This window comes from Sporosarcina sp. D27 (genome assembly GCF_000586555.1).
GTDB lineage: Bacteria > Bacillota > Bacilli > Bacillales_A > Planococcaceae > Sporosarcina.
In genome coordinates this window covers 100,325-125,738 of the sequence record NZ_AZUC01000063.1, presented here as the reverse complement: position 1 = coordinate 125,738, position 25,414 = coordinate 100,325, and the positions used below count along the sequence as shown (strand labels likewise).

Below are 25,414 nucleotides of genomic sequence, written 5' to 3'. Positions count from 1 at the left end.
TGGGATGTTTTGTATGAATAGCAGAACAGTTACTTTCATACAATGGACTACGAATTTGTATGGAAAGGTGTGCATAAAAGTGCAAATACACGTTGTTCAAAAAGGGCAAAGTCTATTTGAAATTGGAAAACAATATGGAATTGGATGGCAAGAAATTGCGGATGCAAATGAGTTGGAGAATGCTGGGAAATTGGCTGTTGGTCAAGCACTTGTCATCCCAATAACAGGGAGTTATTATTGGGTGCAACCTGGGGATACTCTATATGAGATCGCACGTCGAGAAAAGATGACCATATCGGAGCTGGCGAACATCAACAAAATTTCTCTATCTGCACCTCTGACGGTTGGTCAGCGATTATACATCCCTCCAACTCCTAAAACTCCGATTCAATCATTACTTTACGTCGAGCCAAGAACTCCGGTTTCCCAGGCGATGATTACCGAAACAGAAAGAAGAGTAGATGCATTAACGTATCTGGCCATGTTCAGTTATGAAGTGCAACGGGACGGTACACTAAAAGCCCCTTCAATTGCTAATTTACCTACAATTGCTGCGAACGCTGGCGCCTTAAATGCCATGGTGATTAGCAACTTGGAGGATTTCGCATTTAGTGCAGGTCTTGCTCGTGACATATTTATGAGCCGAGGAGTTCAAGATTTGTTGTTCACGAACATTTTGGAAGTGGCACAGCAAGTAGGATACAAAGACATTCACTTTGATTTTGAGTTATTGTACCCTGAGGATCGTCAACTATACAATGCATTCCTAAGAAGAGCTAGAGACCGATTTCATCCAGCCGGCCTCACACTCTCCACCGCACTTGCACCTAAAGTAAGTGATGTTACCACAGGAATTTACGGCGCACATGACTATAAAGCTCATGGAGAGATTGTGGATTTCGTTTCTCTTATGACTTACGAGTGGGGTTATACTTATAGTGAGCCACAAGCCGTGAGTCCATTGCCGCAAGTGGAGAGAGTGGTGAAATATGCGGTTCAAGAAATTCCTAGAAACAAAATCTTTTTAGGTCAAAATTTGTACGGCTATGATTGGTCGAAACCTTACCCTACGCAAGGCGGTGAACCAGCTAGAGCACTGAGTCCAAAACAAGCTACAGAACTTGCAATACGGGAGAACGAAGCCATTTCATACGACTATGTTGCACAAGCACCATATTTCAACTATATCGATCAAAATAGTATTCAACACGAGGTTTGGTTTGAAGACGCTAGAAGCATCCAAGCTAAGTTTGACTTATTGAAAAAATATAGTTTGCGTGGCATTATGTACTGGAAATTGGGGTTAGCATTTCCTCAAAATTGGCTGCTCCTAGAGGATAATTTTAATATAGTGAAAAAATAGTTTTGACTTATCATACCCCCACAAAACAGAGGTGATTAGAACCTCTGTTTTTGTTTGCAGATTAAAATGTATTTTCAAAAATATTAATTCTAGCGTATACTAATTAAATACAACAAGTTAGATTCGGGATTAAGGGGGAAGAATATGTCGAAATTAAATGTAGAACATGTGGATGTACAAAGGCGTTCAAATGATTATGTGCATCAAGTTTATGAGCAAGTTAAACGAAGAAATGCAAATGAAACTGAATTTCTCCAGGCAACACGTGAAATATTCGATTCACTCCGTCCCGTATTCGCACAGCATCCTGAATATATTACGAGCGGAATTCTTGAAAGACTGACTGAACCGGAAAGAATTGTGACCTTTCGTGTCGCTTGGGAAGACGATGCTGGCAAAGTGCACGTAAACAGAGGGTATCGAGTTCAATTTAGCAGTGAGCTAGGACCTTATAAAGGTGGACTTCGTTTTCATCCTTCGGTGAACAGTAGCATTATGAAATTCCTTGCGTTTGAACAGATTTTTAAAAATGCATTGACTGGCCAACCGATCGGTGCAGGTAAAGGTGGCTCAGATTTTGATCCGAAGGGGAAGTCGGATCGTGAAATCATGCGTTTCTGTCAAAGTTTCATGACGGAATTGAGTCGTCATATTGGTCCGGACATAGATGTGCCTGCAGGTGATATAGGAGTTGGAAAACGTGAGATCGGCTATTTGTTTGGTCAATATAAGCGATTAAAAGGTGGATATGAAGCGGGAGTCTTAACTGGTAAAGATCCAAGCCATGGTGGAAGTCTTGGTCGAAAAGAAGCTACGGGTTATGGAACGGTTTACTTTGTTGAAGAAATGCTTAAGGAGTATGGCATGTCGTTTAATGACAAAACTGTAATTGTGTCAGGTTCAGGCAATGTGTCCATCTATGCGATGGAGAAAGCACAGCAGTTGGGTGCAAAAGTTATAGCATGCAGTGATTCTTCAGGCTATATTGTAGATGAAGAGGGCATTGACTTAGGGTGTGTAAAGCAATTGAAAGAAATTGAGAACAAGAGGATACAAGATTATTTGAAAATATATCCTGAGGCACGTTATTTTGAAGATTGCTCACGTGTCTGGACAGTTCCTTGTGACATTGCCCTTCCTTGTGCTACTCAAAATGAGCTCGATGAAGAAAGCGCTCATCTTCTGATTAAAAATGGCGTAACAGCTATTGGCGAAGGCGCCAATATGCCTTGTACAAACGAAGCACTTACAATATTCCAAGACCATGGGATTCTTTTTGCGCCAGCAAAAGCTGCTAATGCAGGAGGCGTAGCCGTTTCAGCGATGGAAATGTCCCAAAATAGCATGCGACTCAGATGGACTGCAGAAGAAGTAGATGAGCGTTTGAAAGTTGTCATGCGCTCGATCTACGAAAGTTGTATTGATGCTGCAGATCGCTTTGGCAAACCAGGAAATCTCATTATGGGTGCTAACGTAGCGGGATTTTTGAAAGTTGCAGACGCAATGGCATCACATGGGTTAAGTTAATAGTGGCCACTCAGCACATCCTTTAGGGTGTGCTTTTTTTGTTGAGTAAAATCAATAGTATTTAGGATTCGTCAATCGAATATTCCGTCTATTAAAAGAATCAGTAATTTCTCTTGCATTTACTAGCCAACATGTTATTATAAATATACTTTAGAATGTATAAAGATACACTACTTGTGAGAGGAGTTTTTATAATGACAAAGAAAAAAGTGGTATTGGCATATTCAGGAGGACTTGATACATCAGTTGCAGTTCAGTGGTTAACAGAACAGGGATATGCAGTCGTTGCATGTTGTTTAGATGTAGGAGAAGGAAAAGATCTAGATTTCATCCAACAGAAGGCACTCCAAGTGGGTGCTGTCGAAAGCTATGTCATAGATGCAAAAGCGGAATTTGCTAAAGATTATGCACTGCTAGCTCTTCAAGCTCGTACGCTGTATGAAGAAAAGTATCCTCTTATTTCTGCGTTATCTCGTCCACTTATTGCAAAAAAACTTGTCGAAGTGGCACATAAGGAAAATGCGGTTGCCGTAGCTCATGGTTGTACAGGTAAAGGAAACGACCAAGTTCGTTTTGAAGTAGGCATCAAAGCATTGGATCCGACATTAGAAGTGATCGCGCCTGTACGTGAGTGGAGCTGGTCGCGTGAAGAAGAAATTGCTTATGCCAAAGAGCACAACATTCCAGTTCCTATCGTGTTGGATAGTCCTTATTCAATTGACCAGAACCTATGGGGACGTAGTAATGAATGTGGGATTCTAGAAGATCCGTGGGCTGCACCACCTGAAGATGCATATGGACTCACTTCGTCTATTGAAAAAGCGCCTGATCAAGCAGATATTGTTGAAATTACGTTTAAACAAGGTGTTCCAGTGAGCTTAGATGGTAAGGCATTTGAGTTAGAAGCTCTCATCCTTCACTTGAACGAGCTTGCCGGTAAACATGGAGTTGGTCGTATTGACCACGTTGAAAACCGTCTCGTTGGCATAAAATCACGTGAAGTATATGAATGTCCAGGCGCTATGACGCTTATCAAAGCGCATAAGGAACTCGAAGATATTACTCTCGTAAAAGAGACAGCACACTTTAAACCCATTGTTTCTCAAAAGTTAAGTGAGCTCATTTATAACGGTCTTTGGTTCTCTCCACTACGAAGTGCCTTGGAAGCGTTCATTAAAGACTCACAACAAGTCGTCAACGGAACAGTGCGTGTGAAACTATTTAAAGGGCATGCCATTGTAGAGGGCCGTAAATCGGATAACTCTCTTTATGATGAAAAACTTGCAACGTATACATCTGATGACGAGTTCGACCAAGCGGCAGCAGTAGGATTCATCAAACTCTGGGGACTCCCAACAGAAGTCCATGCAGCTGTGAACAAGCAACTCGTTAAGACTAGAGCATAATAGAAAGGACCTTTCAGACTGTAGCCAAACTCCAGTAAACATGGGGATTGCCTACAGTCTTTTTCTTTTATAATAGAATTAACTATGAAAAGTTGATTTTCTCTGCGAACGGAGATCAACGGCTCTTGACCAGTTGCAGATTTATACGAACAAAAATCAAAGGGGTTGGAAATCATTTCGATTTCCAACCCTTTTGTCTACAGTCTGAGGACCTTCTTTCAGCGGAAGGTCCTTTTCTGTTTAACGAAGCAAATGTTCAATTGAATGGAATTGAGGTTCTCCTTTTTCATATGTCGCAATGAAGCGGAATCCGATATGTGAAGCAAGTTGCAAGCTCTTTCGAATGTCGAACCCAACATCGGTCGGCCTGTGCGCATCGGAACCGATTGTTAAGATTTCACCACCACAGGCTTTGTATAGTTCAAGGATATCCGTGCTTGGCATAGCAGTGGATAGCCTATAGCGTACACCAGACGTATTAATCTCTATCCCTTTCCCTCGAGGAATAATTTCAGAAAAGATTTCTCTCAAGCACTCATGAAAATCCTGTTCAGGTGCTTTTTTTGCGTATCGTTTTATGAGATCCACATGGCCCAGAACACTGTAGGCATCAAACTTACGAATGCATTGAAGCAACTCATGATAGTAGGCGTCATATGAATCGTCAATCGTTCGATTCTCAAAAATAGCTCCAAAGTGTAAATCTTGTTGTTCAACAGTATGAAGCGAACAAATAACAAAGTCGAACTCCTCTTCTTGAATTAGGTTTGTGTACTTATCGAGTATATGAGGCTGAACTCCAATTTCCACACCGCGCTTCACTTGAATCTCACTTCCGTAAAGGTATTGTAATTGTGCAATTGCCTCTTTGTAAGTTTCTTGATTAAAATCGAAGATAAAATTTTTATCGGGATACTCATAGTCGACATGATCTGTGAAACAAATTTCAGTAAGTCCTTTTTGAATGGCAGAGCGCACCATTTCCTTGGGTTGTGCTTCGCAATCCGCTGAAAATGATGTGTGCATATGATAATCGAACATCACTATCAAACTCCTTTTGGTTGACATTTCTTAATTGTCTATTTATAGTACTAGATAACTTCATCATAGTAAAGCGATAAAGCAAAGGGGTGCTAGTTTGAGAAATATATTTCAATCAGCAGAGGAAGAGTTTGAAATCCGAGAAGTCTTTAGAAACTCCTTTTCAGGAAGAGGATATCGGGAAGTCAATTTGCCAGTACTCGAGAGATATGAAACCTATGAATCACTCCAAACCATTCAAAATCGTAAAAGTCTTCTAAAGCTAATCGATCATACCGGAGACATTCTTGTATTAAGACCCGATGTGACCATACCCCTTATGCGTGAGATTGCAACTACGTATGAAAATTTAAGCGAAGAGGTTCGTTGTTGGTATGTGCAATCTGTTTTCCGGCAATCAGATGACCTCACCATTCCAACTGAGCGCAGGCAAGCGGGAATTGAATTATTCAGCAACCAATCAGCAGAAAATGATGCAGAAGTGATAGGACTCGCTTGTCTTGCACTTACAGAATTAGGACTCCATGATTTTAAGATTGAACTTGGGCATGCTGGAATTTTACATGAACTGAATCGGATTCTTCAATTGACGACAGATGAACAACTTCAAGTGAAATCTTATATTCAAATGAAGAATAGGAGTGAGCTTGCCAGTTTTCTGCAACAACATAACATTAAAAATCAAACGAAGGATTTACTGCTAGAAACCATCTTCTCATACGGTGAAGCAACTTCTGTTTTTAACCGTTTTCGTGAACATCCTCTGAACAACCAACTTTCTACTATTATTCAACATATTGAAGCGGTATATGAACTTGTTGTGGCATCCGGTTATGGAAATCACGTAACAGTAGATCTCGGGATGGTCAATGAAATGGACTATTATTCAGGAATTCAGTTCCAAGGATTTAGCAGTACAATCGGCAAACCCCTACTGATGGGAGGTCGTTATGACGAGGTGAGTCAGAACTTTAAAGCGCAGTTACCAGCGGTCGGTTTTGCATGTGACGTGGAAGCAATTTTTACCGTTAAAACAACAGAGCCAAGACGGATTGAATGAAGGGAGTGAAACGCGGTGGTGCCAATGAAAATAGCAGTTGCGAAAGGAAGGATTGCAGAAAAAGCGAGAGAGTTTTTAACTGGAGGGGGTATTGTATTTCCAGACACCTTATTAGATGAAAGAAAATTAGTCATTACGAGTAAAGACGAAGACTATCAATTGCTTTTTGTGAAAGCATCGGATGTACCGACGTATGTTGAAAAAGGAGCAGCCGACATTGGAATTGTTGGAAAGGACACGATTATGGAAGACGGTAGGGATGTCTATGAGTTACAAGATTTAGAATTCGGGAACTGTCAGCTAGTTGTTGCTGGTTTTCCTAATAGTTTCCCAGCAGACACGAAATCGCTGACTGTTGCAACCAAGTATCCCTCGATCGCAAAAGCCTATTTCGATAAAGCCGGTATTCGCACAGAAATTAGCCGATTGAGCGGCTCGATTGAACTTGCACCGATTGTTGGGCTTTCAGAGGTCATCGTGGATATCGTCGAAACAGGCTCCACACTTCGGGATAATGGATTGGTGATTTTACGGGAAATCGCTAAAGTGAGTACACGTGTCATCGTAAACAAAGCGAGTTATGCAACGAAAACAACTGAAGTAAAGCGCTGTATGGAGTTGTTGGAGAAAGGAGTTGAAGGGCGTCGTGCAAATACTCACAACACGTGAACAGATAAAACAACGGATCGCACGACAGAAGACTACTTTGACTATTGAGCAAGAGGTTAGGAACATTATTGACCGGGTTAAACGGTTCAAAGATGCTGAACTACTAATGTTAACGAAACGTTTTGATGGCGTCACTTTACAAGCTCTTCGAGTTTCTGAACAAGAAATCAAGGAAGCCTATAACGAGGTTTCAATATCATTACTTCAGGCATTAAAAGACGCCAGAGGACGTATTCAATGTTTTCACGAACAGCAAAAGGAAGAAAGTTGGCGGATTGAACCGGAAGCGGGTGTCTATCTTGGTCAGCAAGTACGTCCCCTCGCATCTGCAGGTATTTACATTCCTGGTGGCAAAGCATCTTATCCTTCTACCGTGTTGATGAACGCAATCCCAGCAAAAATAGCAGGTGTGAAGCGGCTTGTCCTCACAACACCGCCACAAGCCAACGGATCCGTTAATGCTGCAGTTCTTGTTGCCGCGGACCTATGTGGAGTCGACGAGATTTACAAAGTCGGGGGTGCACAAGCGATCGCCGCTTTAGCATACGGTACCGAATCGATTCAACCTGTACTCAAAATCACAGGTCCTGGAAATGCATATGTGGCGTGTGCTAAGAAACTCGTGTTTGGTGATGTCTCAATTGATATGATTGCGGGTCCAAGTGAAGTGTGCATTTGGGCAGACGAACAATCCGATTTATCGTTTGTAGCTGCAGATTTACTTGCTCAGGCTGAGCACGATGAAGACGCATCGGCTTGTTGTCTGGTGCCATCTTTAAAGTATGCTGAATCGCTTTCTATAGAAGTTTCGAGACAATTGGAGCGTATGGATCGAAAAGAAATTGCGAAAAAGTCCATCCAATCAAATGGCTGGATTGCGGTTGTGGAATCTGAAGAAGAAGCAATTGAAATGATTAATGACCTTGCACCCGAGCATTTAGAAATCATGACAATAAACCCTGAAAAAAGACTTGATGACATCGAGCATGCTGGCGCCATTTTCCTCGGGGCGTATTCGCCGGAAGCACTTGGCGATTATATGGCAGGACCGAACCATACGCTACCGACGAGTGGCACTGCAAAGTTTTCATCGCCGCTAGGAGTTTATGATTTCATGAAAAAGACGAGTATTATCCGCTATAAGAAGGAAGCGCTTGAACAAGTCTCTGATGCAATTATCGAACTTGCAAAAACCGAGCAACTTAATGGCCATGCAACAGCCATTCAAGTTCGGATACAGGAGGAATCAGAATGAGGACTTCGACAATTGAACGGAAAACCGCTGAAACAGACATCAGAATGAAGTTAGCGTTAGATGGGGCAGGAAAGAGTGACATCGATACAGGAGTTGGGTTTCTCGATCACATGCTCGTTCTTGCGACTATGCACGGTGGCCTAGATTTACAAATTACGTGTAAGGGGGATCTAGAAACGGACCAACACCATAGTGTGGAGGATGTGGGAATTGCTCTAGGAACAGCATTTAAAGAAGCACTTGGGACCAAAGAGAGCATTGAACGCTATGCATCTGAAACAGTTCCCATGGATGAATCTTTAGCTACAGTATCTCTAGATATTAGCGGACGTTCGTTTCTTGTTTACAATGTGCCAGGCTTAAAAGAAAAGATAGGTGTGTTCGATACTGAACTCGCTGAAGAGTTCTTTCTTGCATTTACCCGCCATGCAGGTGTGACGTTACATATCAATTTACAGTATGGGAAAAACAGTCATCATATTTTAGAATCCATCTTCAAAGGATTCGGTCGCGCGATCCGTATTGCAGTTGCAAAAAATGACCGACAAGGAATTCCTTCGACAAAAGGTAGTTTGTAACGAATAGATGAAAGGAGTGAGAGGTAATGATTTTATTTCCAGCCATTGATATTCAAAATGGGAAATGTGTTCGGTTAGTGCAAGGGGATTTCAATAAGGAGACGGTCTATCATGATTCCCCGCTTGAAATTGGTAAGCAGTGGCAAACGCAAGGTGCAACATGGCTCCACGTCGTGGATCTAGATGGAGCGAAAACAGGTAAATCCATCAACCGTGATGCAATTATTGAGCTTGTAAACTCCTTACAACTACCAGTCCAAGTCGGTGGTGGGATTCGATCCATTGAAGCCATTGAAGATTATTTAACAAATGGTGTTGAACGTGTCATTCTTGGGACTTCTGCTATTAATAATCCTTCCATGCTGAAACAAGCGATTACTAGATTTGGTAAACAAATCGCTGTTTCAATTGATGCTAAAAATGGTATTCCGACAATCGCCGGATGGACAGAAGACGCAACGACGGATGTCTCTTCATTAGTTAAAAAATTAGAGCAAGTGGGCGTACAAACTGTTATCTATACAGACATCGCGAAAGATGGGATGCTCGCTGGACCTAATTTTGAAGAACTTCAAAAATTACAAAAAGAAACGAAAATGGATATCATCGCCTCAGGTGGAGTTACAACTGTAGGAGATATTGAGAAACTTCAGCAAGAATCCCTATATGGAGCCATTGTCGGAAAAGCAATCTATGAAAACGAAACTCGATTCCAAAAAATGATGGAGGTCCTATAATGACGGAACGAAAAATAATTGCATGCCTAGATATTGATAATCGACGTGTTGTGAAAGGAAAGAAGTTTCAAGATGTAAAAGAACTTGCAGATCCAATAGAGCTTGCGAAGAAGTATGAAGCAGAAGGTGCGGATGAATTAGTATTTTACGATATCTCTGCATCTGTTCAACAACGCGGCATGTTTTTAGACTTGATTCGCCAAATTGGTGAAAGCATTGAAATTCCATTCATCGTTGGCGGTGGGATTCAAACCCTTTCGGATGTGGAACTGGCAATTGAAGCAGGAGCGGACAAAGTATCTATTAACAGTGGAGCGTTGAAGAATCCTGATTTACTTCGTGAAGCATCTGACCGTTATGGTTCCAGCCGCATCATGTTGTCCATGGACGTCAGTCAATCCGAATCTGGTCAATGGACCGTTTTTGCTAAAGCAGGTATGGAAGATACGGGAATAGATGCAATCGAATGGGCGAAAAAAGGAGCTCAGCTGGGTGCTGGAGAGATTGTACTAAACTGCATCGATGAAGACGGGATGAGAACTGGCTATAACCTTGAACTTACTAAGCTTGTTGCAGATTCTGTATTGATCCCAGTGGTTGCAAGCGGGGGAGCTGGCAGTGCTGATCACATCCGTGATGTGTTTGAACAAACTCAGGCACAATCAGCATTAGTTGCATCCATCTTGCACTTTGATATCGTATCGCTATCTGATTTGAAAGAAGAGGCGAGGAGTGTTTCGAGTGAACGGTAAAAATATCACTTATGACAGTGAAGGCTTAGTTCCCGCTATCATTCAAGACGCTCAGACTGGCGCAGTCCTGATGCTTGGCTATATGAATGAAGAATCTCTTCAAAAGACGATGGATTCGGGGGAAACCTGGTTTTATAGTCGGTCACGAAAAGAGCTATGGAACAAAGGAGCAACATCTGGCAATCGACAATTTGTGAAACAGCTGGATTTCGATTGCGATCAAGATACGATTTTAGTCCAAGTTGAGGCACAGGGGCCCGCTTGTCATTTAGGAACTGACTCGTGTTTTTCTAGAGAAGATTCTGAGGACATCCGAAACAGAAGAACCATCATTCAACAAGTTGCGAAGCAAATACAGAATAGAAAAAGCAACCCTAAAGAAGGTGCGTATACAACCTATCTCTTCCGCGAAGGAATCGATAAAATCTTGAAAAAAGTAGGAGAGGAAACAACAGAAGTAGTTATTGGAGCTAAGAACAATGACTTGAACGAAACGGCGAACGAACTTGCGGATTTGACCTATCACATTCTTGTGTTAATGGAAGAATTAGGACTATCAATTGAAGATGTAAAATCTGTTTTGAAGTCTCGACGAATGGAGGAGGAGGGGAGTCAGTGAATGAGCTATGGAGCGACATGGTCCGAAGAACTGAGCCTTATACACCAGGAGAACAAGCGAATGGAGAAGGTTGGATTAAGTTGAACACCAATGAAAATCCTTACCGGCCAAGTCCAATGGTGTTTGAAGCATTGCAACATGCACTCACATCGGATCTGCGTAAATATCCGGAGTCAGATCCAGAAAAGCTTCGAGTCGCTCTTGCTGACTTGCATGACGTGTCTGCGGATCAGGTTTTCATTGGAAATGGATCGGATGAAGTACTGGCTTTCACGTTCATGGCGTTCTTTACGCCTGGCAAAATGATTAGATTCCCTACGATCACGTATTCATTTTATCCAACATACGCAGCACTGTTTGATATTCCATATGAACCTATTCCTCTAAAGGAAGATTTTAGTTTGAATGCAGAAGCTTTTTACAAGTCAGAAGGGGGAATAATCTTTCCGAATCCGAATGCACCTACAGGGATTGCATTATCGCTCGAAGCGCTTGAAAAGATTGTTAGAGAAAATCAGGGACGGACCGTGATTATAGATGAAGCTTATATCGATTTTGGCGGAAAAACAGCGATTCCTTTAATCGAGCGTTTCGACAACTTGCTGATAACCCGTACAATGTCAAAATCCCGTTCGTTAGCAGGACTTCGAATCGGGTATGCAATTGGTTCCACAACGATGATTGATGCACTGAATCGCATTAAAAACTCGTTCAATTCCTACACGATTGATCAGTTAGCGTTAGCAGCTGGTTTTGCTTCTGTTAAGGATTCGGACTATTTTCACACGACCGTTCAGGCAATAATTCGTACACGTGAACAATCGAGAAAAGTGTTCGAATCTGTCGGGTTCAAAGTATTGCCTTCTACTGCGAATTTCTTATTTGTCCATCATCCAGGTATTCCTGCTAAACAACTCCATAAAAGCTTAAAAGATAAACAAATCCTTGTCCGTCATTTTTCCAAGCCAGAGACAGAAGAATGGCTCCGTGTAACAATAGGTTCGGATGATGAAATGGGAAAGTTCTTTCAACAGTTGTTTGACTTTGTAAGTGCGTGGACTGATTGAAATTGACACATTGCCGTCTGAAATAGTTCTCCCGAGACTCCTTTTGTTTGGTATAGTGGAGACAGATAGAGAATGGGGGAATTAGGATGACAGAACAATTACCAAATTGTCCACAATGTGGATCACCATATACGTATGAAGATGGATTACAGTTAGTATGTCCAGAGTGTGCGTATGAGTGGACTGCGGGAGAAGAACTACTTCAAACAGAACAATTGGATGTCAAAGATGCGAATGGAAATCCACTTCAAGATGGAGATACCGTAACCGTCATCAAAGACTTGAAAGTAAAAGGTAGTTCATCTGTTTTGAAAATAGGCACGAAAGTAAAAGGAATTCGTCTTGTAGACGGAGACCATAACATTGACTGTAAAATTACAGGATTCGGCGCGATGAAACTCAAGTCTGAATTTGTGAAGAAGGGTTAAGGGATGATGAAACTATTTAACTCTAAAACAGTAGATATCATTTTTGCAGTCTTACTCGGCTACTTTGCGTGGAATCGATACGCAGATGGTCATACAGGCGTCGCTATTTTGCTAGCAGTCGTTGCATTGCTAAATATTGTGGCATTCGTTGCGAAGCTAAATATCGAAAAGAAAGTGAACCAAAATAAGTGACTAACAGCGACTCTACTGTAGAGCGCTGTTTTTTTCTTTATATGTTGACCTAATACCCTTCATATTCAACTTACATAGCTCCAATATCTTACATAGCTGTTGTGTCTTATTAAACAATCCTGTACAATGGACGGATGAAATGTATTATCTGAAATGAGGATGTCTAATGAAAAAATTAATATATGGTCTTACATTTGAACAACTTACGGATTGGCTAATAGAAAATGGGCAGAAGAAATATCGTGCCGTACAGGTTTGGGATTGGTTGTATAAAAAGCGAGTTACCCAATTTTCCGATATGAAGAACCTCAATAGTGACTGTTTGGAATTGTTGGAAGAGAACTTTGTGATTCAATCTTTGGAACAGACAGTGAAACAAGAGTCAGAAGATGGTACCATCAAGTTCCTTTTCAAAATGCGTGATGGGAATTTGATTGAAACCGTTTTGATGAAGTTTCCATATGGACATTCAGTCTGTGTGACCACTCAAGTTGGCTGTAATATCGGATGCAGTTTCTGTGCAAGTGGATTATTGAAAAAGAACCGTGATTTGGAATCTGGAGAGATTGTGGAACAAATTATGAATGTGCAACATCATTTGGATACGAAAGGTAATGACGACCGCGTAAGTCATATTGTAGTGATGGGAATTGGAGAACCGTTTGATAACTATGAGAACTTAATGAATTTCTTACGAGTTGTCAATGACCAAAAAGGTTTGGTGATCGGTGCACGTCACATTACCGTGTCAACGAGTGGGCTGACTCCGAAAATCCGTGATTTTGCAAACGAAAACATCCAAGTTAACTTGGCAGTATCGTTGCACGCTCCAAATAACGAGCTTCGTACACGCATTATGAAGATAAATCGAGCGTATCCAATTGAAAAATTGATGGATGCTATTGATTACTACTTAGAAACAACAAATCGTCGAATTACTTTTGAATATATTTTGTTGAATGATGTTAACGATCATGTCGCTGAAGCAGAACAACTTGCGAAGTTGCTGTACAACAAACGTCACTTGTCATACGTTAACTTGATTCCTTATAATCCTGTAGATGAGCACGATCAGTATACAAGGAGTGAGCCTGCTAATATTAAGAAGTTCTATGAGACGCTTAGGAAGCGGGGGATTGTTTGCGGCGTGCGCATGGAACAAGGTACCGATATTGATGCGGCTTGTGGACAGTTACGTAGTAAACAAATTAAGAAAGAAAAAGCAATCTGATTACTTATTCTACACCTAAAAAGCAGAACGGGAAAACATATTCCCACTCTGCTTTTTTGTTATTTTATTTATTCTTCCCTATTAGGATTACAATGAATTGAACTATTAAGCCTACACCAAGGCTGAAGGAGGAAAAGATATAGACTGAAAGCATGCCAATTGATTGACCAAGTTCTCCTTCAATTGTAAGTATACTGCGAAAAAATTCCTCAAAACTAATAATCATTCCAATCATAAAGAACCAAAACGCGATGCGCAATTTATAATGCAAAAGCAATAATGCAATAAGGCCAACTGTCAAACCGAATATTGAGAAAGCCAAATAGTTTTTCCATCCCAATTCCACTCCGCTAATTGTGCGGACCCCAACGATCATGAGTACTAGCGTGGTTAAGCCAGTAAATAAACCAATTTTTCCTAAGTGACGTTCCATCTAAAGCACCTGCTTTCCATTCACCATCATACCGAAAATAGCATGTCTCTGCACAAAAAATGCGCACAACCTCGTGAACGAATGAGGTTGTGCGCATTTAAATAATTTTTATTTGTTTGCAATAACGACAAGTTTCCCTTTGTCGAGTTCGCTCTCTGCAGCAGCTGCGTCTTCTTCAGTAAGACCAGCACCGTGCATCTTGCTGCGAAGTTCATCTCCACGAGAGGTGAACATATTTTTCATCGAATCGAGAAAGCCTTGTTCTTTCATACCAGCTTTTTCGGTATCCAATGCGTCTGTAATATGATCTCCACGTTTCTTGTCATGTGCGAAAACATAAATTTCGTCATTAGTGTAACCTTTCGCTTCAAGTTCATCTACTTTTGCCTTAGCTTGTACAGCGTTTTCTACATAAAATTTTTCAACCATTTGTGAATCCCTCCAATTAGTAATTGCGTCTACAGAGTAATAATTGTTTCATTGTCGCTCTAGTGTTTGTATACCATCTTTCATGGAAAGTTAAACAACCATTTGTAAATCCGTGATGGAAACACTTAATAGAGAACGAATGAGGAGAGATGAATTAAAGGTATAGATCGCCTCGTAGACGTCTGAAAGACTTTAAGAAAAAGGTGGGATCCACACTAACATGGAACGACCGGACGCCTTGATTTGTATGAAGATAAAACAAGCAAGTTCCATCTGAGAAAGGTCGATAGGAACAATCATGCACAGCATGGATCGGATAGGAACTATGCTGAGAGACAATTTTATTTTCATGTAACGATAGTGTGCAAATTGCTGTAGTTACCGTCTGCTCAATCCAACCTACTGTCTTGTGTGGCACTTTATAGGACAAGGTAGCAATTGCTTCTGAGTCCAAAAAACCCCTCCTAAAACGTCTTATTTCGTATAGTCTTTCACTGTTTTTAGTAAATCATGTACATAATCTTCATCGACATAATTAAATTCACTGACCAGTTTACCGTCTTTTGCGATTAGGTAGAAATTTGTTCCATGGATGACCTGATCAGATGTTTCAGGTTTTTGAATAATGGTTTGGAAATTCTCTCTCGCAAAGGTAGTGATTTGTTGAGCGGAATAGCCCGTAAGAAAATGCCAATTGCTTTCATCATCTGTGTACTGAGAGGCATATGCTTTTAATATTTCTGGAGTATCAACTTCTGGATCAACTGTGAATGAAACGAATTGTACATCTAAGTTATGTTTCTTGAATTCTTTTTGCAATGTTGCCATTTCAGATGTCATTGGAGGACAAACTGTTTCACAACTTGTAAATATGAAATCCGCGATCCAAACTGTATCTTTCAATTGGTTAAATCCGAACGATTCACCTTGCTGATCGACAAAGGTAAATGATGAGATTTCTCTTCCCGGAGTTTTAGGGGAAGAACAAGCAGATAGTAAAACAATAACCACAATCATAATAGGGACGAATCGGGTTGCATTCATGTTGCCTCCTCCTCTGTAAACAAAGGTAGATCAATCGTAACAGTCGTACCTGTCGAAGGGTCACTATCCATATTGAATGTACCGTGATGCAGACGAATGATTTCTTTGACAATAGACAGCCCAAGTCCAGTACCACCTGTGGTCCGTGTTCTTGCTTTGTCAGTGCGGAAGAAGCGTTCTCCCATCCGACTTAAGTCTTCTTTTGAAATCGTTAATCCTTCGTTTTGGACTTCATATCGAATGTTTTTTCCATGTTCATGTAATCCAATCTGGATCATTCCACCGTCGGATACATACTTCACCGCATTATCGATTGTATTATAGAAAACTTGTTGAATTCGATCGGGATCACCAAGGATGATCAAGTCTTCTTCTACCTCAAGTTTAAGTTGAATAGATCGAGCAGCTAAATGGATTCGGAACAATTCCACAGTATCGACTAAAACTTGAGCAACGACGATTGGCTGGGCTTCGACAGTGAATAGACCTTCTTGAAGGTGGTTTAGATCTGTTAAATCATTGATCAATTTACTAAGTCGTGCTGTTTCTTTTTCAATGGTGTTCAAGTAATTCTCTGAATCCTGATTTGGACTTCCGGACTCGGTGATTTGTTTTAAAGCATGCGTATACCCACTAATGTAGGTGAGTGGTGTTCGCATTTCGTGTGCAAGGTTGCTTGTGAATTCCCGTTTACGTTCTTCTTGTGCTTCGAGCGACGAACTCATTGTATTGAAAGCGCGTGCCAACTGTCCGATTTCATCCGAACGCTCGGTTTCTACTCTGCCTGAATAGTCACCATGAGAAATGTTGGCGGCCAGTCCTTCTAATTTCCGTAAGGGACTGAAAAGGGAACTCCACACACGATTGATGAGTAAGAAAAGAATTAAGAAAAAGCCTGAACCTGCGGCTATCAGTAAAGGAATACTTTCTTTGAACACATCTTGGATTGCAGCTAACGGTACGTAGATGTAAATAAAGCCAATCAACGAATCTTTTCCTCGAATTGGGAAGATTGCCCCGAGAATTTCACGATTGAATTCTTCCACATATCCTTTTTTAACAACGTATGAACCTTTTTCAAGTAATTTCCGGTCTGAACTGTCCACTAAATTTTCGTAGTTAACTTGGTAAGGAAAGTAAGAAGATAAGTCGTCCAACTGATCCACGACAACGATTTCGTATTCAGATACGATGTTATACCATTGGATCTTTTCGATAATATCATCGCTCAGTTCCCCGAAATGATAGTGGGCAGCTGTTCGTTTACCTTGATAGACGATCGACTCTTCAATGCTTTCCAAATACAATTTTGAATAGAGAAAATGAATAAAGAAAAAAGAAAACAAAATCGTAAATGCAAGGCTTAAGAAAAATAACGATAAGATTTTTTTACTTAATGTCAGTTTCATTGCCTTAGACCTCGAACTTGTAGCCGATTCCCCAGACAGTCTCTATCTTTTGTCCTTCTTCCCCTAATTTCAACCTCAAGGTCTTAATATGTGTGTCGACGGTACGCACGCTACTGTCGTGATCGTCTCCCCAAACAATTTGGAGAAGCTCATCCCGTGAGTAAACGCGTCCAGCATTTTTCGCGAGGACGTAAAGAATTCCAAATTCCTTAAGTGTAAGTGATAATGCCTTACCATTTAACGTTGCACGGTGTGCCTCTTTATCAATCTCAAGTGGACCAAATGACAGTGCGCTGTGGAGCTCTTTACGTTGATAGGATCTACGTAAGACTGAAGCAACTCTTGCAAGTAATTCACCAGGTAAAAAGGGTTTCACAATATAATCATCACCATGCTTGAGACCTTTGATTTTATCCCATTCTTCTCCTTTAGCCGACAAGAAGATAATCGGAAGATCGATTGTTCGTTTCACTTCTTGAGCGAAGAGGAAGCCATCCATATAAGGCATCATGACATCTGCTAAACAAAGGTCTACACGAACTTCGTGCAGCAGAGAAAGAGCATGTACTCCATCTGTTGCTTCTACTACGTGATACCCTTCAGTTTCTAAAAAAGTACGGATTAGTTTTCTCATTTCTGCTTCATCATCGATTACCATAATTGTATACGAAATCATCTGGTTTCCTCATTTCATCTATCAATAATCTACTCATTTTCTCAAAAAACGGTGAACATTCCATGAAGTTTAAAGACTTCATAGTTACTTCGAATTTAATTAGTACAATGATGCTCATAAGCTAATGATACTTGAAAGCAGACAAACCGTTAAGCAAAAAGGAGCGAGTTTCTATTGAAAAAAAGACATTTGGCAATTAGTACAGCACTTATCGCAGTGTTAGCAACAGGATGCGGGCAAAATGATACGGATGTAAATGCAAGTGAAGACGAAGAAGTTGTGGTTGAACCGATCACGGTAGAACTAACTGTTCCTGAGACAGGGGAAGCCGGGCAAGCGATTCAATTGGCAGCTGCGGTCACTCAAGGTGATGAAAAGGTAAAGGATGCAAGTGAAGTTGAATATGAAATTTGGGAAGATGGAAAGAAAGAAGATAGTTGGAAGATCAAATCCAATCAAAAAACGGATGGTCTTTACGAAGCAGAAGCTAAATTTGAACACGATGGCTTGTACCATGTTCAAGTCCACGTAACAGCGCGAGATATGCACACGATGCCAATGAAAGAGATTACAATTGGTACAGGGGCAGTAGAAGGTGAAGCAGGTACTGAAGCTGAAGGCGAAGAAAGTCATGAGCATCATCATGGAACAGAAGGTTTTTCTATGCACTTCATGGAACCCGAAGCTGTGAAGGTGAATGAATCTGCAATGATGAGTGTCCACTTACAGCAAGATGAAAAGCCACTTGAAAAAGCACGTGTACGACTTGAAGTTGTTATAAATGATAAAACGGATGAAGCACAATGGGTGAAGTTAACGGAAGAGAAGGCTGGAGAATACGCAGGGGACGTGACATTTGAAACTGCTGGAACAGCAAGTGTTACTGTTCATGTTGAAAATGAGGAAGGATTGCACGAGCATGAAACTCATGAGATAACTATTTCAAAATAATAGACTGTTCGATTCGAAATTTCATTGCGAACCATATATAATGAAGAAAATAGTTGAAATGGGGAATTTATAATGGATTATCCAAAAAAGACATGCTCAGTGGAACGACTTGTTACTGTACCAGCAGATGTGGAAAAAGTGTTGGAAGGTAAAAAGACTTCAACTCGTAGAAACGGTGTTTACGCATACCCTGGTGAGATTATGGAATTAGATGGTAAGGGATTCAAAGTGGATTCACTTTATCAACAAACACTTGGTGAAGTAACAGAAGAACACGCTCACCAAGAAGGCTTTGAGAATTTAGACGCTTACAAGCAATCGATTCTTGATATGCATGAAGGTATGAAATGGATTCCTACTATGAAAGTATGGGTACATGAGTTTTCTCCCGTAAAGAATTGATGGATTTGATATGGGCTTCTTATATACAGCCATCGTCTACATCCATGTGTTATCAGCAGTAGTCTCAGTTGGACCGCTATTTCTGCTATTCCCGATTATTTCACGCGTCCGCAAAGCGGTTTTGAGTGAGGAAGCAATTCTTCTTTCCTTATTCAAATGGACAATTCGCTTTGTGATGCATTCGGGACATGTTCTTGTAGTTTCTGGAGTGATTCTGATCTTGATTGGGCCATGGCCATGGTATACCTCATGGGTGATTGTCACGTTAGGCATTATGATGTTATCGATTGTATTTCTGGCTAGCGGTTTTTCCGTTGTCTTGGACCGCTTTCCTAAAGAACCGGAAAATCGTGAAGAACTGTTAAAGAAGTTAATGAACACGTCGTGGCGGTATATAGGATTACTTCTAATTATGCTTTACCTGATGGTCGCCAAACCATCATTTTGGTGAAGATGAAAACAAATGCATTCTAATCCAATCACTTTAGGATTTAACCTTAAAAACAAAGTAAACGTTGAAAATATAAAAGCGAGCACATCATTCGAGAGAAACGAATGATGTGCTCGCTTTTTCGTTCCATGTAAAATTGGTCCTATACTATTAGTTAGGAAAGTTTTCTAATAATTTCCAATCCATAAACCTTACAATCGAGACAGTATAGAGTAATCCAGTTTCTTGTTCTGAAAAAATGCTTCAGGGTCAATGGTGATTTGAAAAGAGCCAATGGGAAATAAGAGAAGGAAAACCCATGGCCATTAGCTTTTTTGTTTGGAAAGTGAAAGTTTTGTTGAGGTATGATAACTTCTGATAATAATTAATGAATTCTGGTAATTTGTTGAAAGTTTGGTACAATTTAATTGATAAGTTGAATTACTAAGTTCCCCAAACTGTCTATAAAGACTGTTGCTTTACGCTCCAAGCAACAGAGCATATTTTATAAAATAGCTTCTTCTTCAAACGGGCCATTATCTAGCATGCAAATTGTTGCTATACGCTCCAGACGGAACGCTTTCCGAGGGGCGTGGCTTGAGCCTCCTCGGTCGCAAAAACCGCGCCCTGCGGGGTCTCAAGACGAGTGCAAAGATATGGACTCAACGCTTTGCTTTTGTTCGCAAAAGCCGTTCTTCGTTACGACTTTCGTTGTTCCCTTCGGAGTCGTCCGTCTTCCGCTCCAAGCAATGACGAATACTAAAAATAAAGCGTCCGTTCATCAACCGGGCCATTTAATTATGGACGTTGGATTTAGGGAGGAGGGATATAATGCCGACTTGCCAGAATTGTAATAAAGAGTGGAATTGGAAACAAACAATAAAAAAAACGACAACGTTGGACCCTGCAATGACTTGTCCTAGCTGCGGAGAAAAGCAATATCAAACACAGAAATCTAAAAAGAGGATCAGCTTTCTAACTGTAATTATTTTAGTGCCACTACTGATCCAAATCTTCTTTGATATACCAGTAATTATCCTATTTAGCTTACTTCCTGTTTTCGCTGCTATCGTTTTTCTTTTATATCCATTTTTTGTGGAATTGAGTAGTAAGGAGAGGTACATAGGCGAACAGTGAAGTGTTTGGACAAGAATAGGGGGATTTTGTCGCATAGCTTTGTACCAGAATCGGGGCGCTATTGCTGCACAAATAATCGCGCCAATATCGCAAACGGGCCATTTTTTAGATTCGAGTAACTAGAGATGAAAATGACGAGGTAGAATAAAAAATTGTTGAAGATTAACCTGAAAAAGTATTGATACAGGAGTTATTAAGAAATGAGGATTATGTAGTGAAAAAATTTCTTTGATAATTTTAATGCTTATTGGTGTTTTTATGATGTCCGTAACAATAGGTAGCTTGGGGGAGCAAGGTAACCGTGTTATGAATTTTCTAGGGAGAATCTTTTTTCTCGGTGGAACCTTTTATTCTCTATACTTAAGCTTTAGTGTAAAAAGTAGTAATAACTCCGAATGAAGTATAGTTTTCTTATTTCAATTCTATTTTTGTACCAAATATAATTAAGTAAGGATATTAGAAATAAACAAGTAACGAGGCATTAACGGAATAAAAGTTGTGCCAGAATCGGGCCATTTTGTTGCTTGAATTTCATTAGAAAAGAGGACATGAAATGCTTTTCATATATTCATTACTTGGATTCTTTACGGTTTTTTTCTCCATCTTTGCAGTTCGCGCGATCTCAGAGGAAAAGCATAATTTTATGATTTACACTGTTCTTGCATCGCTCTGCGGAGGGGGCACATTATTTTTAATTATGTCTGGATTAGTGGGGATGTAACCTTAACGGGGGCTTTAACGGTCCAAGATTTGTGCTTCAAACTGGCCATTTCGTATATAGAAACTTTTCCTTAATAGTAACGACTAATCTTTAAAAGGGGGAGACAAAATGAAAAAGACTCTAATATTAAGCCTATCACTTGTTATATTTATATTTGTTCTTAGCGGATGTAATGGAATCAAAAAGATTAGCGAAGTAAATGTCTTTGAAATGGAATCCTTTTCTGAAGTTAAAGAAGACTCATTAGTGACATTCAAAGAAAAAAATGAGATTAAGCAATTTAAAAAAGCTTTTAGTAGTGCTAAAAAGCAACCAGGTATTGTGGATATTGCAGACCCACAGTATAAAGTGATATTGGGTGAAAAATCATATTTTCTATGGTTAAGTCAAGAACACGGAACAATAATGAATGTTGAAGATACGAACACTATATATTCTTTAAAAGATAATTCCGTTGAAAAATTAAACAACTTTTTCAACTAACGGGCACAATTCTGGAATAGGAATTGCATCTTTTTTTCAGTAATAGGGTCAGGTTGAAAAGTGAGGAGGAAGTTTATTGGATAAGAAGTTAGGTTTGGTTTTAGGTTCCCTATTTATTCTAACAAGTGGTCTAATTTATACCATGGAACGTCTGATTGCATATGTTTATTTGTTTGCTCAAATAAATACTGGAACATGGGATACCGTTCCACAAACAATGCCATTGTTGAAAAATCTGTTTATAGGTGCATTTTTTATAATCGGAATTATTTTTATTTTTATGTCTTTCAAAAAGGAGAACCACTAGAACAATCGGGGTCTTTTCTTGCATAGAGTTTGTGTTTCAACCGGCCCCAATTGATGGAGAAGGAGTGACAGTATGTCCATTGTTTTTTTAGGAGTATGCATAATCATAGGATCTGGTTTAATATCTCATTCTCTAGATAACGCAAAAACAATTAAGTACAGATATGAACTTATTTCAGCAAATGAACGAAACATAATCATATTTGATAAGAAAACGGGTAGGTACTGGCAGAAGCTCATTGAGGAAAGCGATGGAACGACTGAATGGCAAAAACAAAAATCTCCAATTACCAAACAAGAACAACGTTAGTTCATTAATCATCAAAAGGGCATAATTGTGAATACAATTTTTTGGATTAACCCAGTAGATATAGTCAAAGGATGCTATTAGCTTTTAAAGACGGGACGGTCTTATTTTTTATCCTGCTTCTTATCCAAGATGGATCTTAGTTCTTTAATATCTTCTTTAGACAGGTCTTCATCCTGAATGAATTGAACGAGCAATGATTTTAAGGTGCCGTCATAGAATCGTTTTAGAAAAGAGTCTGCTTTGGCACGTTGGCATTCATCTTGGGAATAATGCGGATAGAATGTATAAACTCTCTGATTCTTATGGACACCAACGACTTCTTTTTTGGTGAGCCTTTCCAACAAGGTACGTACGGTTTTCGGCTTCCAGTTCGTTTGTGCCTGCAAGGATGAAATAATCTCATTTGCTGTTTATGGTAATTTTGTCCAAAGCACCTTCAAGATTTCCCATTCCGATTCTGAAATAGCGGGTATTTTATTCGTCACTTGGATCCCTGCCTTTATCTTTAATAGATGCCTTTATCGTGCAGAATGGAATTTGTAAGTTCAGCAGCTATACTGCCACTGGCATGATGGTCGCTTTCGATATTTGTTGCGAAAAAATACGTGTGGTTTCTCGTTTCTACATATCCAATGAACCACCCATTCACATTTTCCCCGTTTACCGTTCCTGTGCCGGTTTTACCATAGAGTGTTGCACTGTCTGTCGTCTCCAGTTTGATGGCATCTTTTATGAGTTGAATGTTCTTACCATCAAATCCAAATTGGTTTGTATAAAAGTCTTTAAGTATCTGCACCTGTTCAATCGGTGAAATTTTCAAGGAAGATTCGAGCCAATAGTCTTCGATTCCACCAGACAGATTTTGATTACCGTACTGTATTTTATCAAGGTAAGTCTTGATGTTTTTAATTTGCACCTTTTTGTCCATGTTCTGGAAATACCAAGTTACCGAATTTTCAAGTGCGTAAATAAATTTTGACTCTGGTTCCAGCCTTGGTAAGGATAAGAGTTCCCATTCCACTTCATTGAGTTGTCAATTCGTGTAATGACCTTGGATTCCAATGCAAATAATGCACTGTAAAGTTTGTACGTGGAATCGGGGGAAACCCGTAATGTGCTTTTATCTTTATTATAGATATTGTATTGTTTCTCCTGTAAATCGTACAGTACAAAGCCACCTTCATATCCATTGAAAAATGCGCTTAAATCCTCATACACTGTCTGCTTATTGTCAAAAATCATGTTGAAAACGACTTTCTGTATAGATCTCGATACGAAAATCTGTTCCAGCCGGAGCGAAAAGAAAAGTTGAAAAAGAGATTCGTAAAACCATCGAGAACTGGAAGGACTGAATAGGAGGTTTTGAAGAACGACAGAACTCTTTGAAATATGAGTGGTACAATATGAATAAATATCAAAAAATTCTTTTTCAACCTTAATTGTAAGTAACGAATACATAAGGTTATATAAATAATCAGAAGTTTATCTTAGTGTGAAGATGATTATGAATCAGCGTCCTTCAACTACACCACGATGTGGCAGTTATGTTAATGGAAACTCTTACTGATGGCCTTATTTGGCGTGCTTAGCGAGAAAAGTGTCGTCTTTTGCTAGTTACATAATGACAATGGGAAGTTAATATTATAACTGCCCTGTCATTAAGGCCAAACACGATCATAATTAGTGAATGTGAGATTGCTAAAGGAGGCAGTATGTATGACGTTCCATACTCGTATTAAAATACCGATAGGATTTTGGACAGGGTTACGTCAATTAGGTATTGAATCCCAAGACGTGGTTCGAAAAGCACGGCTACCACTAACCATTATTACAGAGCCAGTTGTCACTACCTCCCAATATTTCGCAATCTGGCAGGCTTATTCCGATCTCATGGATGACACGTCCAAAGGTATCATCAAGCTTGCGACCGTATTTGAAACATCACATTATCCACCGACCGTTTTAACGGCTTACCATGCTCGTGACTACCGCGATGCTCTAAACCGAATGGCCCGGTACAAACAACTGTGTCCTCCTGAAAACTTACGCATTACCGAGGAAGGCGAGCACTGTACAATCGAACTGAAATGGTCGTATACCGAGCAACCTGGTCCGCCGATGCTGGTCGGTATCACGCTGGCATTTCTTTTGGAGCTAGGTCGCCGGGGCACAGGTCAACCCTTGACTGCGAAGTTTGTAGAATTTTCACACCCAATGGGCGATGTACAGACACTTGAAAATTACTTTGGCTGTCCTGTCCGGATCGAGTCAAATAGCGACCGATTGACGCTACATCGACGAGATTTGGACTGTCCTTTTGTCTCGTATAATGCAGAGTTACTGGAGATTCTGACTCCCGTACTGGATCAATCGTTAGGTGAGCAACAACGTAACCACTCATTCACAGAGATGGTCAAGTGGATCATAAAACATAGCCTGTCAGGAGGGCGCCCAGACATTCATACTATCGCTAGCGAGATGGGGATGAGCAATCGTACCTTGCAGCGCCGGCTTACCGACGAAGGGGCGAGTTTCAAATATCTGTTGACACAAACACGACATGAGCAGGCGCGAGAGTACTTGAAAGATGCCTCGCTAGATATTAAAGAAGTGGCCTTTCTGATTGGATATGAAGACCAGAACTCATTCTACCGCGCCTTCCATCTTTGGGAAGGTGACACTCCTTCAAACTGGCGTACCGAACAAATAGGTACAAGCGCAATAACTTAATTTTGTCTTAAAATTAGGTTTTAAAAAC

32 protein-coding genes are annotated in these 25,414 nt (G+C 40.2%); 22 read left to right on the top strand and 10 right to left on the bottom strand.

Annotated elements, in window-relative coordinates; genetic code table 11:
* Positions 1 to 79 precede the first annotated feature (79 nt).
* From N693_RS0117940 to N693_RS0117930, 3 genes are all read left to right on the top strand, one after another.
* Positions 80 to 1,363 (top strand): glycoside hydrolase family 18 protein, encoded by a 1,284-nt coding sequence (locus N693_RS0117940; protein WP_025786249.1) that lies wholly within the window; start codon positions 80 to 82, stop codon positions 1,361 to 1,363.
* A 144-nt stretch (positions 1,364 to 1,507) separates the two neighbouring features.
* Positions 1,508 to 2,890, top strand: a complete 1,383-nt coding sequence (gdhA, locus tag N693_RS0117935; RefSeq protein WP_025786248.1) for an NADP-specific glutamate dehydrogenase — start codon at positions 1,508 to 1,510, stop codon at positions 2,888 to 2,890.
* Positions 2,891 to 3,081: 191 nt separating this feature from the next.
* Positions 3,082 to 4,296, top strand: coding sequence for an argininosuccinate synthase (locus N693_RS0117930; RefSeq protein ID WP_305809386.1), 1,215 nt, complete (start codon positions 3,082 to 3,084; stop codon positions 4,294 to 4,296).
* A gap of 240 nt (positions 4,297 to 4,536) precedes the next feature.
* On the opposite strand, the gene N693_RS0117925 is transcribed toward N693_RS0117930, so the two are convergent.
* Positions 4,537 to 5,337 carry a histidinol-phosphatase HisJ family protein gene (locus N693_RS0117925; protein ID WP_025786245.1) on the bottom strand — a complete coding sequence of 267 codons (801 nt, stop codon included), beginning with the start codon at positions 5,335 to 5,337 and terminating at the stop codon, positions 4,537 to 4,539.
* A 97-nt stretch (positions 5,338 to 5,434) separates the two neighbouring features.
* On the opposite strand from N693_RS0117925, the gene N693_RS0117920 reads away from it, so the two are divergent.
* The 11 genes from N693_RS0117920 to rlmN all read left to right on the top strand — a co-directional run bounded on the left by N693_RS0117920 (position 5,435) and on the right by rlmN (position 13,925).
* Positions 5,435 to 6,397, top strand: a complete 963-nt coding sequence (locus N693_RS0117920; RefSeq protein ID WP_025786243.1) for an ATP phosphoribosyltransferase regulatory subunit — start codon at positions 5,435 to 5,437, stop codon at positions 6,395 to 6,397.
* 24 nt (positions 6,398 to 6,421) lie between these two features.
* Positions 6,422 to 7,066 (top strand): ATP phosphoribosyltransferase, encoded by a 645-nt coding sequence (gene hisG / locus N693_RS0117915; RefSeq protein ID WP_037593663.1) that lies wholly within the window; start codon positions 6,422 to 6,424, stop codon positions 7,064 to 7,066.
* Entirely contained in the window at positions 7,044 to 8,321 is a 1,278-nt protein-coding gene (gene hisD, locus N693_RS0117910) for a histidinol dehydrogenase (protein WP_025786240.1), read from the top strand. Before hisG ends, hisD begins: the two co-directional genes overlap by 23 nt.
* Complete coding sequence (gene hisB, locus N693_RS0117905) at positions 8,318 to 8,899, top strand: imidazoleglycerol-phosphate dehydratase HisB (protein WP_025786238.1); 582 nt, start codon at positions 8,318 to 8,320, stop codon at positions 8,897 to 8,899. The genes hisD and hisB overlap by 4 nt, the downstream gene beginning before the upstream one ends.
* Before the next feature lie 26 nt (positions 8,900 to 8,925).
* On the top strand, positions 8,926 to 9,636 hold the full coding sequence (hisA, locus tag N693_RS0117900) for a 1-(5-phosphoribosyl)-5-[(5-phosphoribosylamino)methylideneamino]imidazole-4-carboxamide isomerase (RefSeq protein ID WP_025786236.1): 711 nt from the start codon (positions 8,926 to 8,928) through the stop codon (positions 9,634 to 9,636).
* A complete protein-coding gene (hisF, locus tag N693_RS0117895) occupies positions 9,636 to 10,388 on the top strand; it encodes an imidazole glycerol phosphate synthase subunit HisF (protein ID WP_025786235.1) in 753 nt (250 codons plus the stop codon). The genes hisA and hisF overlap by 1 nt, the downstream gene beginning before the upstream one ends.
* Entirely contained in the window at positions 10,378 to 11,007 is a 630-nt protein-coding gene (gene hisIE, locus N693_RS0117890) for a bifunctional phosphoribosyl-AMP cyclohydrolase/phosphoribosyl-ATP diphosphatase HisIE (RefSeq protein WP_025786233.1), read from the top strand. The genes hisF and hisIE overlap by 11 nt, the downstream gene beginning before the upstream one ends.
* A complete protein-coding gene (hisC, locus tag N693_RS0117885) occupies positions 11,004 to 12,074 on the top strand; it encodes a histidinol-phosphate transaminase (RefSeq protein ID WP_025786231.1) in 1,071 nt (356 codons plus the stop codon). Before hisIE ends, hisC begins: the two co-directional genes overlap by 4 nt.
* A gap of 86 nt (positions 12,075 to 12,160) precedes the next feature.
* Positions 12,161 to 12,502: a zinc ribbon domain-containing protein YjdM gene (locus N693_RS0117880; protein ID WP_025786229.1), complete on the top strand. Its 342-nt coding sequence runs from the start codon at positions 12,161 to 12,163 to the stop codon at positions 12,500 to 12,502.
* A 3-nt stretch (positions 12,503 to 12,505) separates the two neighbouring features.
* On the top strand, positions 12,506 to 12,694 hold the full coding sequence (locus N693_RS0117875; RefSeq protein ID WP_025786227.1) for a hypothetical protein: 189 nt from the start codon (positions 12,506 to 12,508) through the stop codon (positions 12,692 to 12,694).
* A 166-nt stretch (positions 12,695 to 12,860) separates the two neighbouring features.
* Complete coding sequence (gene rlmN, locus N693_RS0117870; RefSeq protein WP_025786226.1) at positions 12,861 to 13,925, top strand: 23S rRNA (adenine(2503)-C(2))-methyltransferase RlmN; 1,065 nt, start codon at positions 12,861 to 12,863, stop codon at positions 13,923 to 13,925.
* 64 nt (positions 13,926 to 13,989) lie between these two features.
* Here rlmN and N693_RS0117865 read toward each other — a convergent pair whose 3' ends face one another.
* The 6 genes from N693_RS0117865 to N693_RS0117845 all read right to left on the bottom strand — a co-directional run bounded on the left by N693_RS0117865 (position 13,990) and on the right by N693_RS0117845 (position 17,916).
* Positions 13,990 to 14,358, bottom strand: coding sequence for a hypothetical protein (locus N693_RS0117865; protein WP_025786225.1), 369 nt, complete (start codon positions 14,356 to 14,358; stop codon positions 13,990 to 13,992).
* A gap of 108 nt (positions 14,359 to 14,466) precedes the next feature.
* A complete protein-coding gene (locus N693_RS0117860; protein ID WP_025786223.1) occupies positions 14,467 to 14,787 on the bottom strand; it encodes a general stress protein in 321 nt (106 codons plus the stop codon).
* Positions 14,788 to 14,941: 154 nt separating this feature from the next.
* Positions 14,942 to 15,241 (bottom strand): hypothetical protein, encoded by a 300-nt coding sequence (locus N693_RS20330; protein ID WP_156028962.1) that lies wholly within the window; start codon positions 15,239 to 15,241, stop codon positions 14,942 to 14,944.
* Positions 15,242 to 15,261: 20 nt separating this feature from the next.
* Positions 15,262 to 15,831, bottom strand: a complete 570-nt coding sequence (locus N693_RS0117855; RefSeq protein ID WP_025786221.1) for an SCO family protein — start codon at positions 15,829 to 15,831, stop codon at positions 15,262 to 15,264.
* A complete protein-coding gene (locus N693_RS0117850) occupies positions 15,828 to 17,240 on the bottom strand; it encodes a cell wall metabolism sensor histidine kinase WalK (RefSeq protein WP_025786219.1) in 1,413 nt (470 codons plus the stop codon). The genes N693_RS0117855 and N693_RS0117850 overlap by 4 nt, the downstream gene beginning before the upstream one ends.
* Positions 17,241 to 17,244: 4 nt before the next feature.
* Complete coding sequence (locus N693_RS0117845; RefSeq protein ID WP_025786217.1) at positions 17,245 to 17,916, bottom strand: response regulator transcription factor; 672 nt, start codon at positions 17,914 to 17,916, stop codon at positions 17,245 to 17,247.
* Between the two features lie 174 nt (positions 17,917 to 18,090).
* On the opposite strand from N693_RS0117845, the gene N693_RS0117840 reads away from it, so the two are divergent.
* From N693_RS0117840 to N693_RS0117805, 7 genes are all read left to right on the top strand, one after another.
* Positions 18,091 to 18,867 (top strand): FixH family protein, encoded by a 777-nt coding sequence (locus N693_RS0117840; protein WP_025786216.1) that lies wholly within the window; start codon positions 18,091 to 18,093, stop codon positions 18,865 to 18,867.
* 72 nt (positions 18,868 to 18,939) lie between these two features.
* Complete coding sequence (locus N693_RS0117835; protein ID WP_025786215.1) at positions 18,940 to 19,269, top strand: ASCH domain-containing protein; 330 nt, start codon at positions 18,940 to 18,942, stop codon at positions 19,267 to 19,269.
* Positions 19,270 to 19,279: 10 nt separating this feature from the next.
* Positions 19,280 to 19,720, top strand: a complete 441-nt coding sequence (locus tag N693_RS0117830) for a hypothetical protein (RefSeq protein WP_025786214.1) — start codon at positions 19,280 to 19,282, stop codon at positions 19,718 to 19,720.
* Positions 19,721 to 20,530: 810 nt separating this feature from the next.
* The gene (locus N693_RS0117825; RefSeq protein WP_025786213.1) at positions 20,531 to 20,836 is read left to right on the top strand and encodes a TIGR04104 family putative zinc finger protein; all 306 of its coding nucleotides are present in this window, start codon (positions 20,531 to 20,533) and stop codon (positions 20,834 to 20,836) included.
* 829 nt (positions 20,837 to 21,665) lie between these two features.
* On the top strand, positions 21,666 to 22,040 hold the full coding sequence (locus N693_RS0117815; RefSeq protein WP_025786212.1) for a hypothetical protein: 375 nt from the start codon (positions 21,666 to 21,668) through the stop codon (positions 22,038 to 22,040).
* Between the two features lie 76 nt (positions 22,041 to 22,116).
* Positions 22,117 to 22,347 carry a hypothetical protein gene (locus N693_RS0117810; RefSeq protein ID WP_025786210.1) on the top strand — a complete coding sequence of 77 codons (231 nt, stop codon included), beginning with the start codon at positions 22,117 to 22,119 and terminating at the stop codon, positions 22,345 to 22,347.
* A 72-nt stretch (positions 22,348 to 22,419) separates the two neighbouring features.
* Positions 22,420 to 22,656 carry a hypothetical protein gene (locus N693_RS0117805; protein WP_025786208.1) on the top strand — a complete coding sequence of 79 codons (237 nt, stop codon included), beginning with the start codon at positions 22,420 to 22,422 and terminating at the stop codon, positions 22,654 to 22,656.
* A gap of 101 nt (positions 22,657 to 22,757) precedes the next feature.
* Here N693_RS0117805 and N693_RS19515 read toward each other — a convergent pair whose 3' ends face one another.
* The 3 genes from N693_RS19515 to N693_RS20700 form a co-directional block, all read right to left on the bottom strand.
* Positions 22,758 to 23,054, bottom strand: a complete 297-nt coding sequence (locus N693_RS19515) for a BlaI/MecI/CopY family transcriptional regulator (protein WP_253271226.1) — start codon at positions 23,052 to 23,054, stop codon at positions 22,758 to 22,760.
* A gap of 107 nt (positions 23,055 to 23,161) precedes the next feature.
* The gene (locus N693_RS20705; RefSeq protein WP_025786206.1) at positions 23,162 to 23,584 is read right to left on the bottom strand and encodes a penicillin-binding transpeptidase domain-containing protein; all 423 of its coding nucleotides are present in this window, start codon (positions 23,582 to 23,584) and stop codon (positions 23,162 to 23,164) included.
* Positions 23,585 to 23,601: 17 nt separating this feature from the next.
* Positions 23,602 to 23,898: a penicillin-binding transpeptidase domain-containing protein gene (locus N693_RS20700; RefSeq protein WP_025786204.1), complete on the bottom strand. Its 297-nt coding sequence runs from the start codon at positions 23,896 to 23,898 to the stop codon at positions 23,602 to 23,604.
* A gap of 474 nt (positions 23,899 to 24,372) precedes the next feature.
* Between N693_RS20700 and N693_RS0117785 the strand changes: the two genes are divergently transcribed.
* Complete coding sequence (locus N693_RS0117785; RefSeq protein WP_025786202.1) at positions 24,373 to 25,386, top strand: AraC family transcriptional regulator; 1,014 nt, start codon at positions 24,373 to 24,375, stop codon at positions 25,384 to 25,386.
* The last annotated feature ends 28 nt before the right edge of the window (positions 25,387 to 25,414 follow it).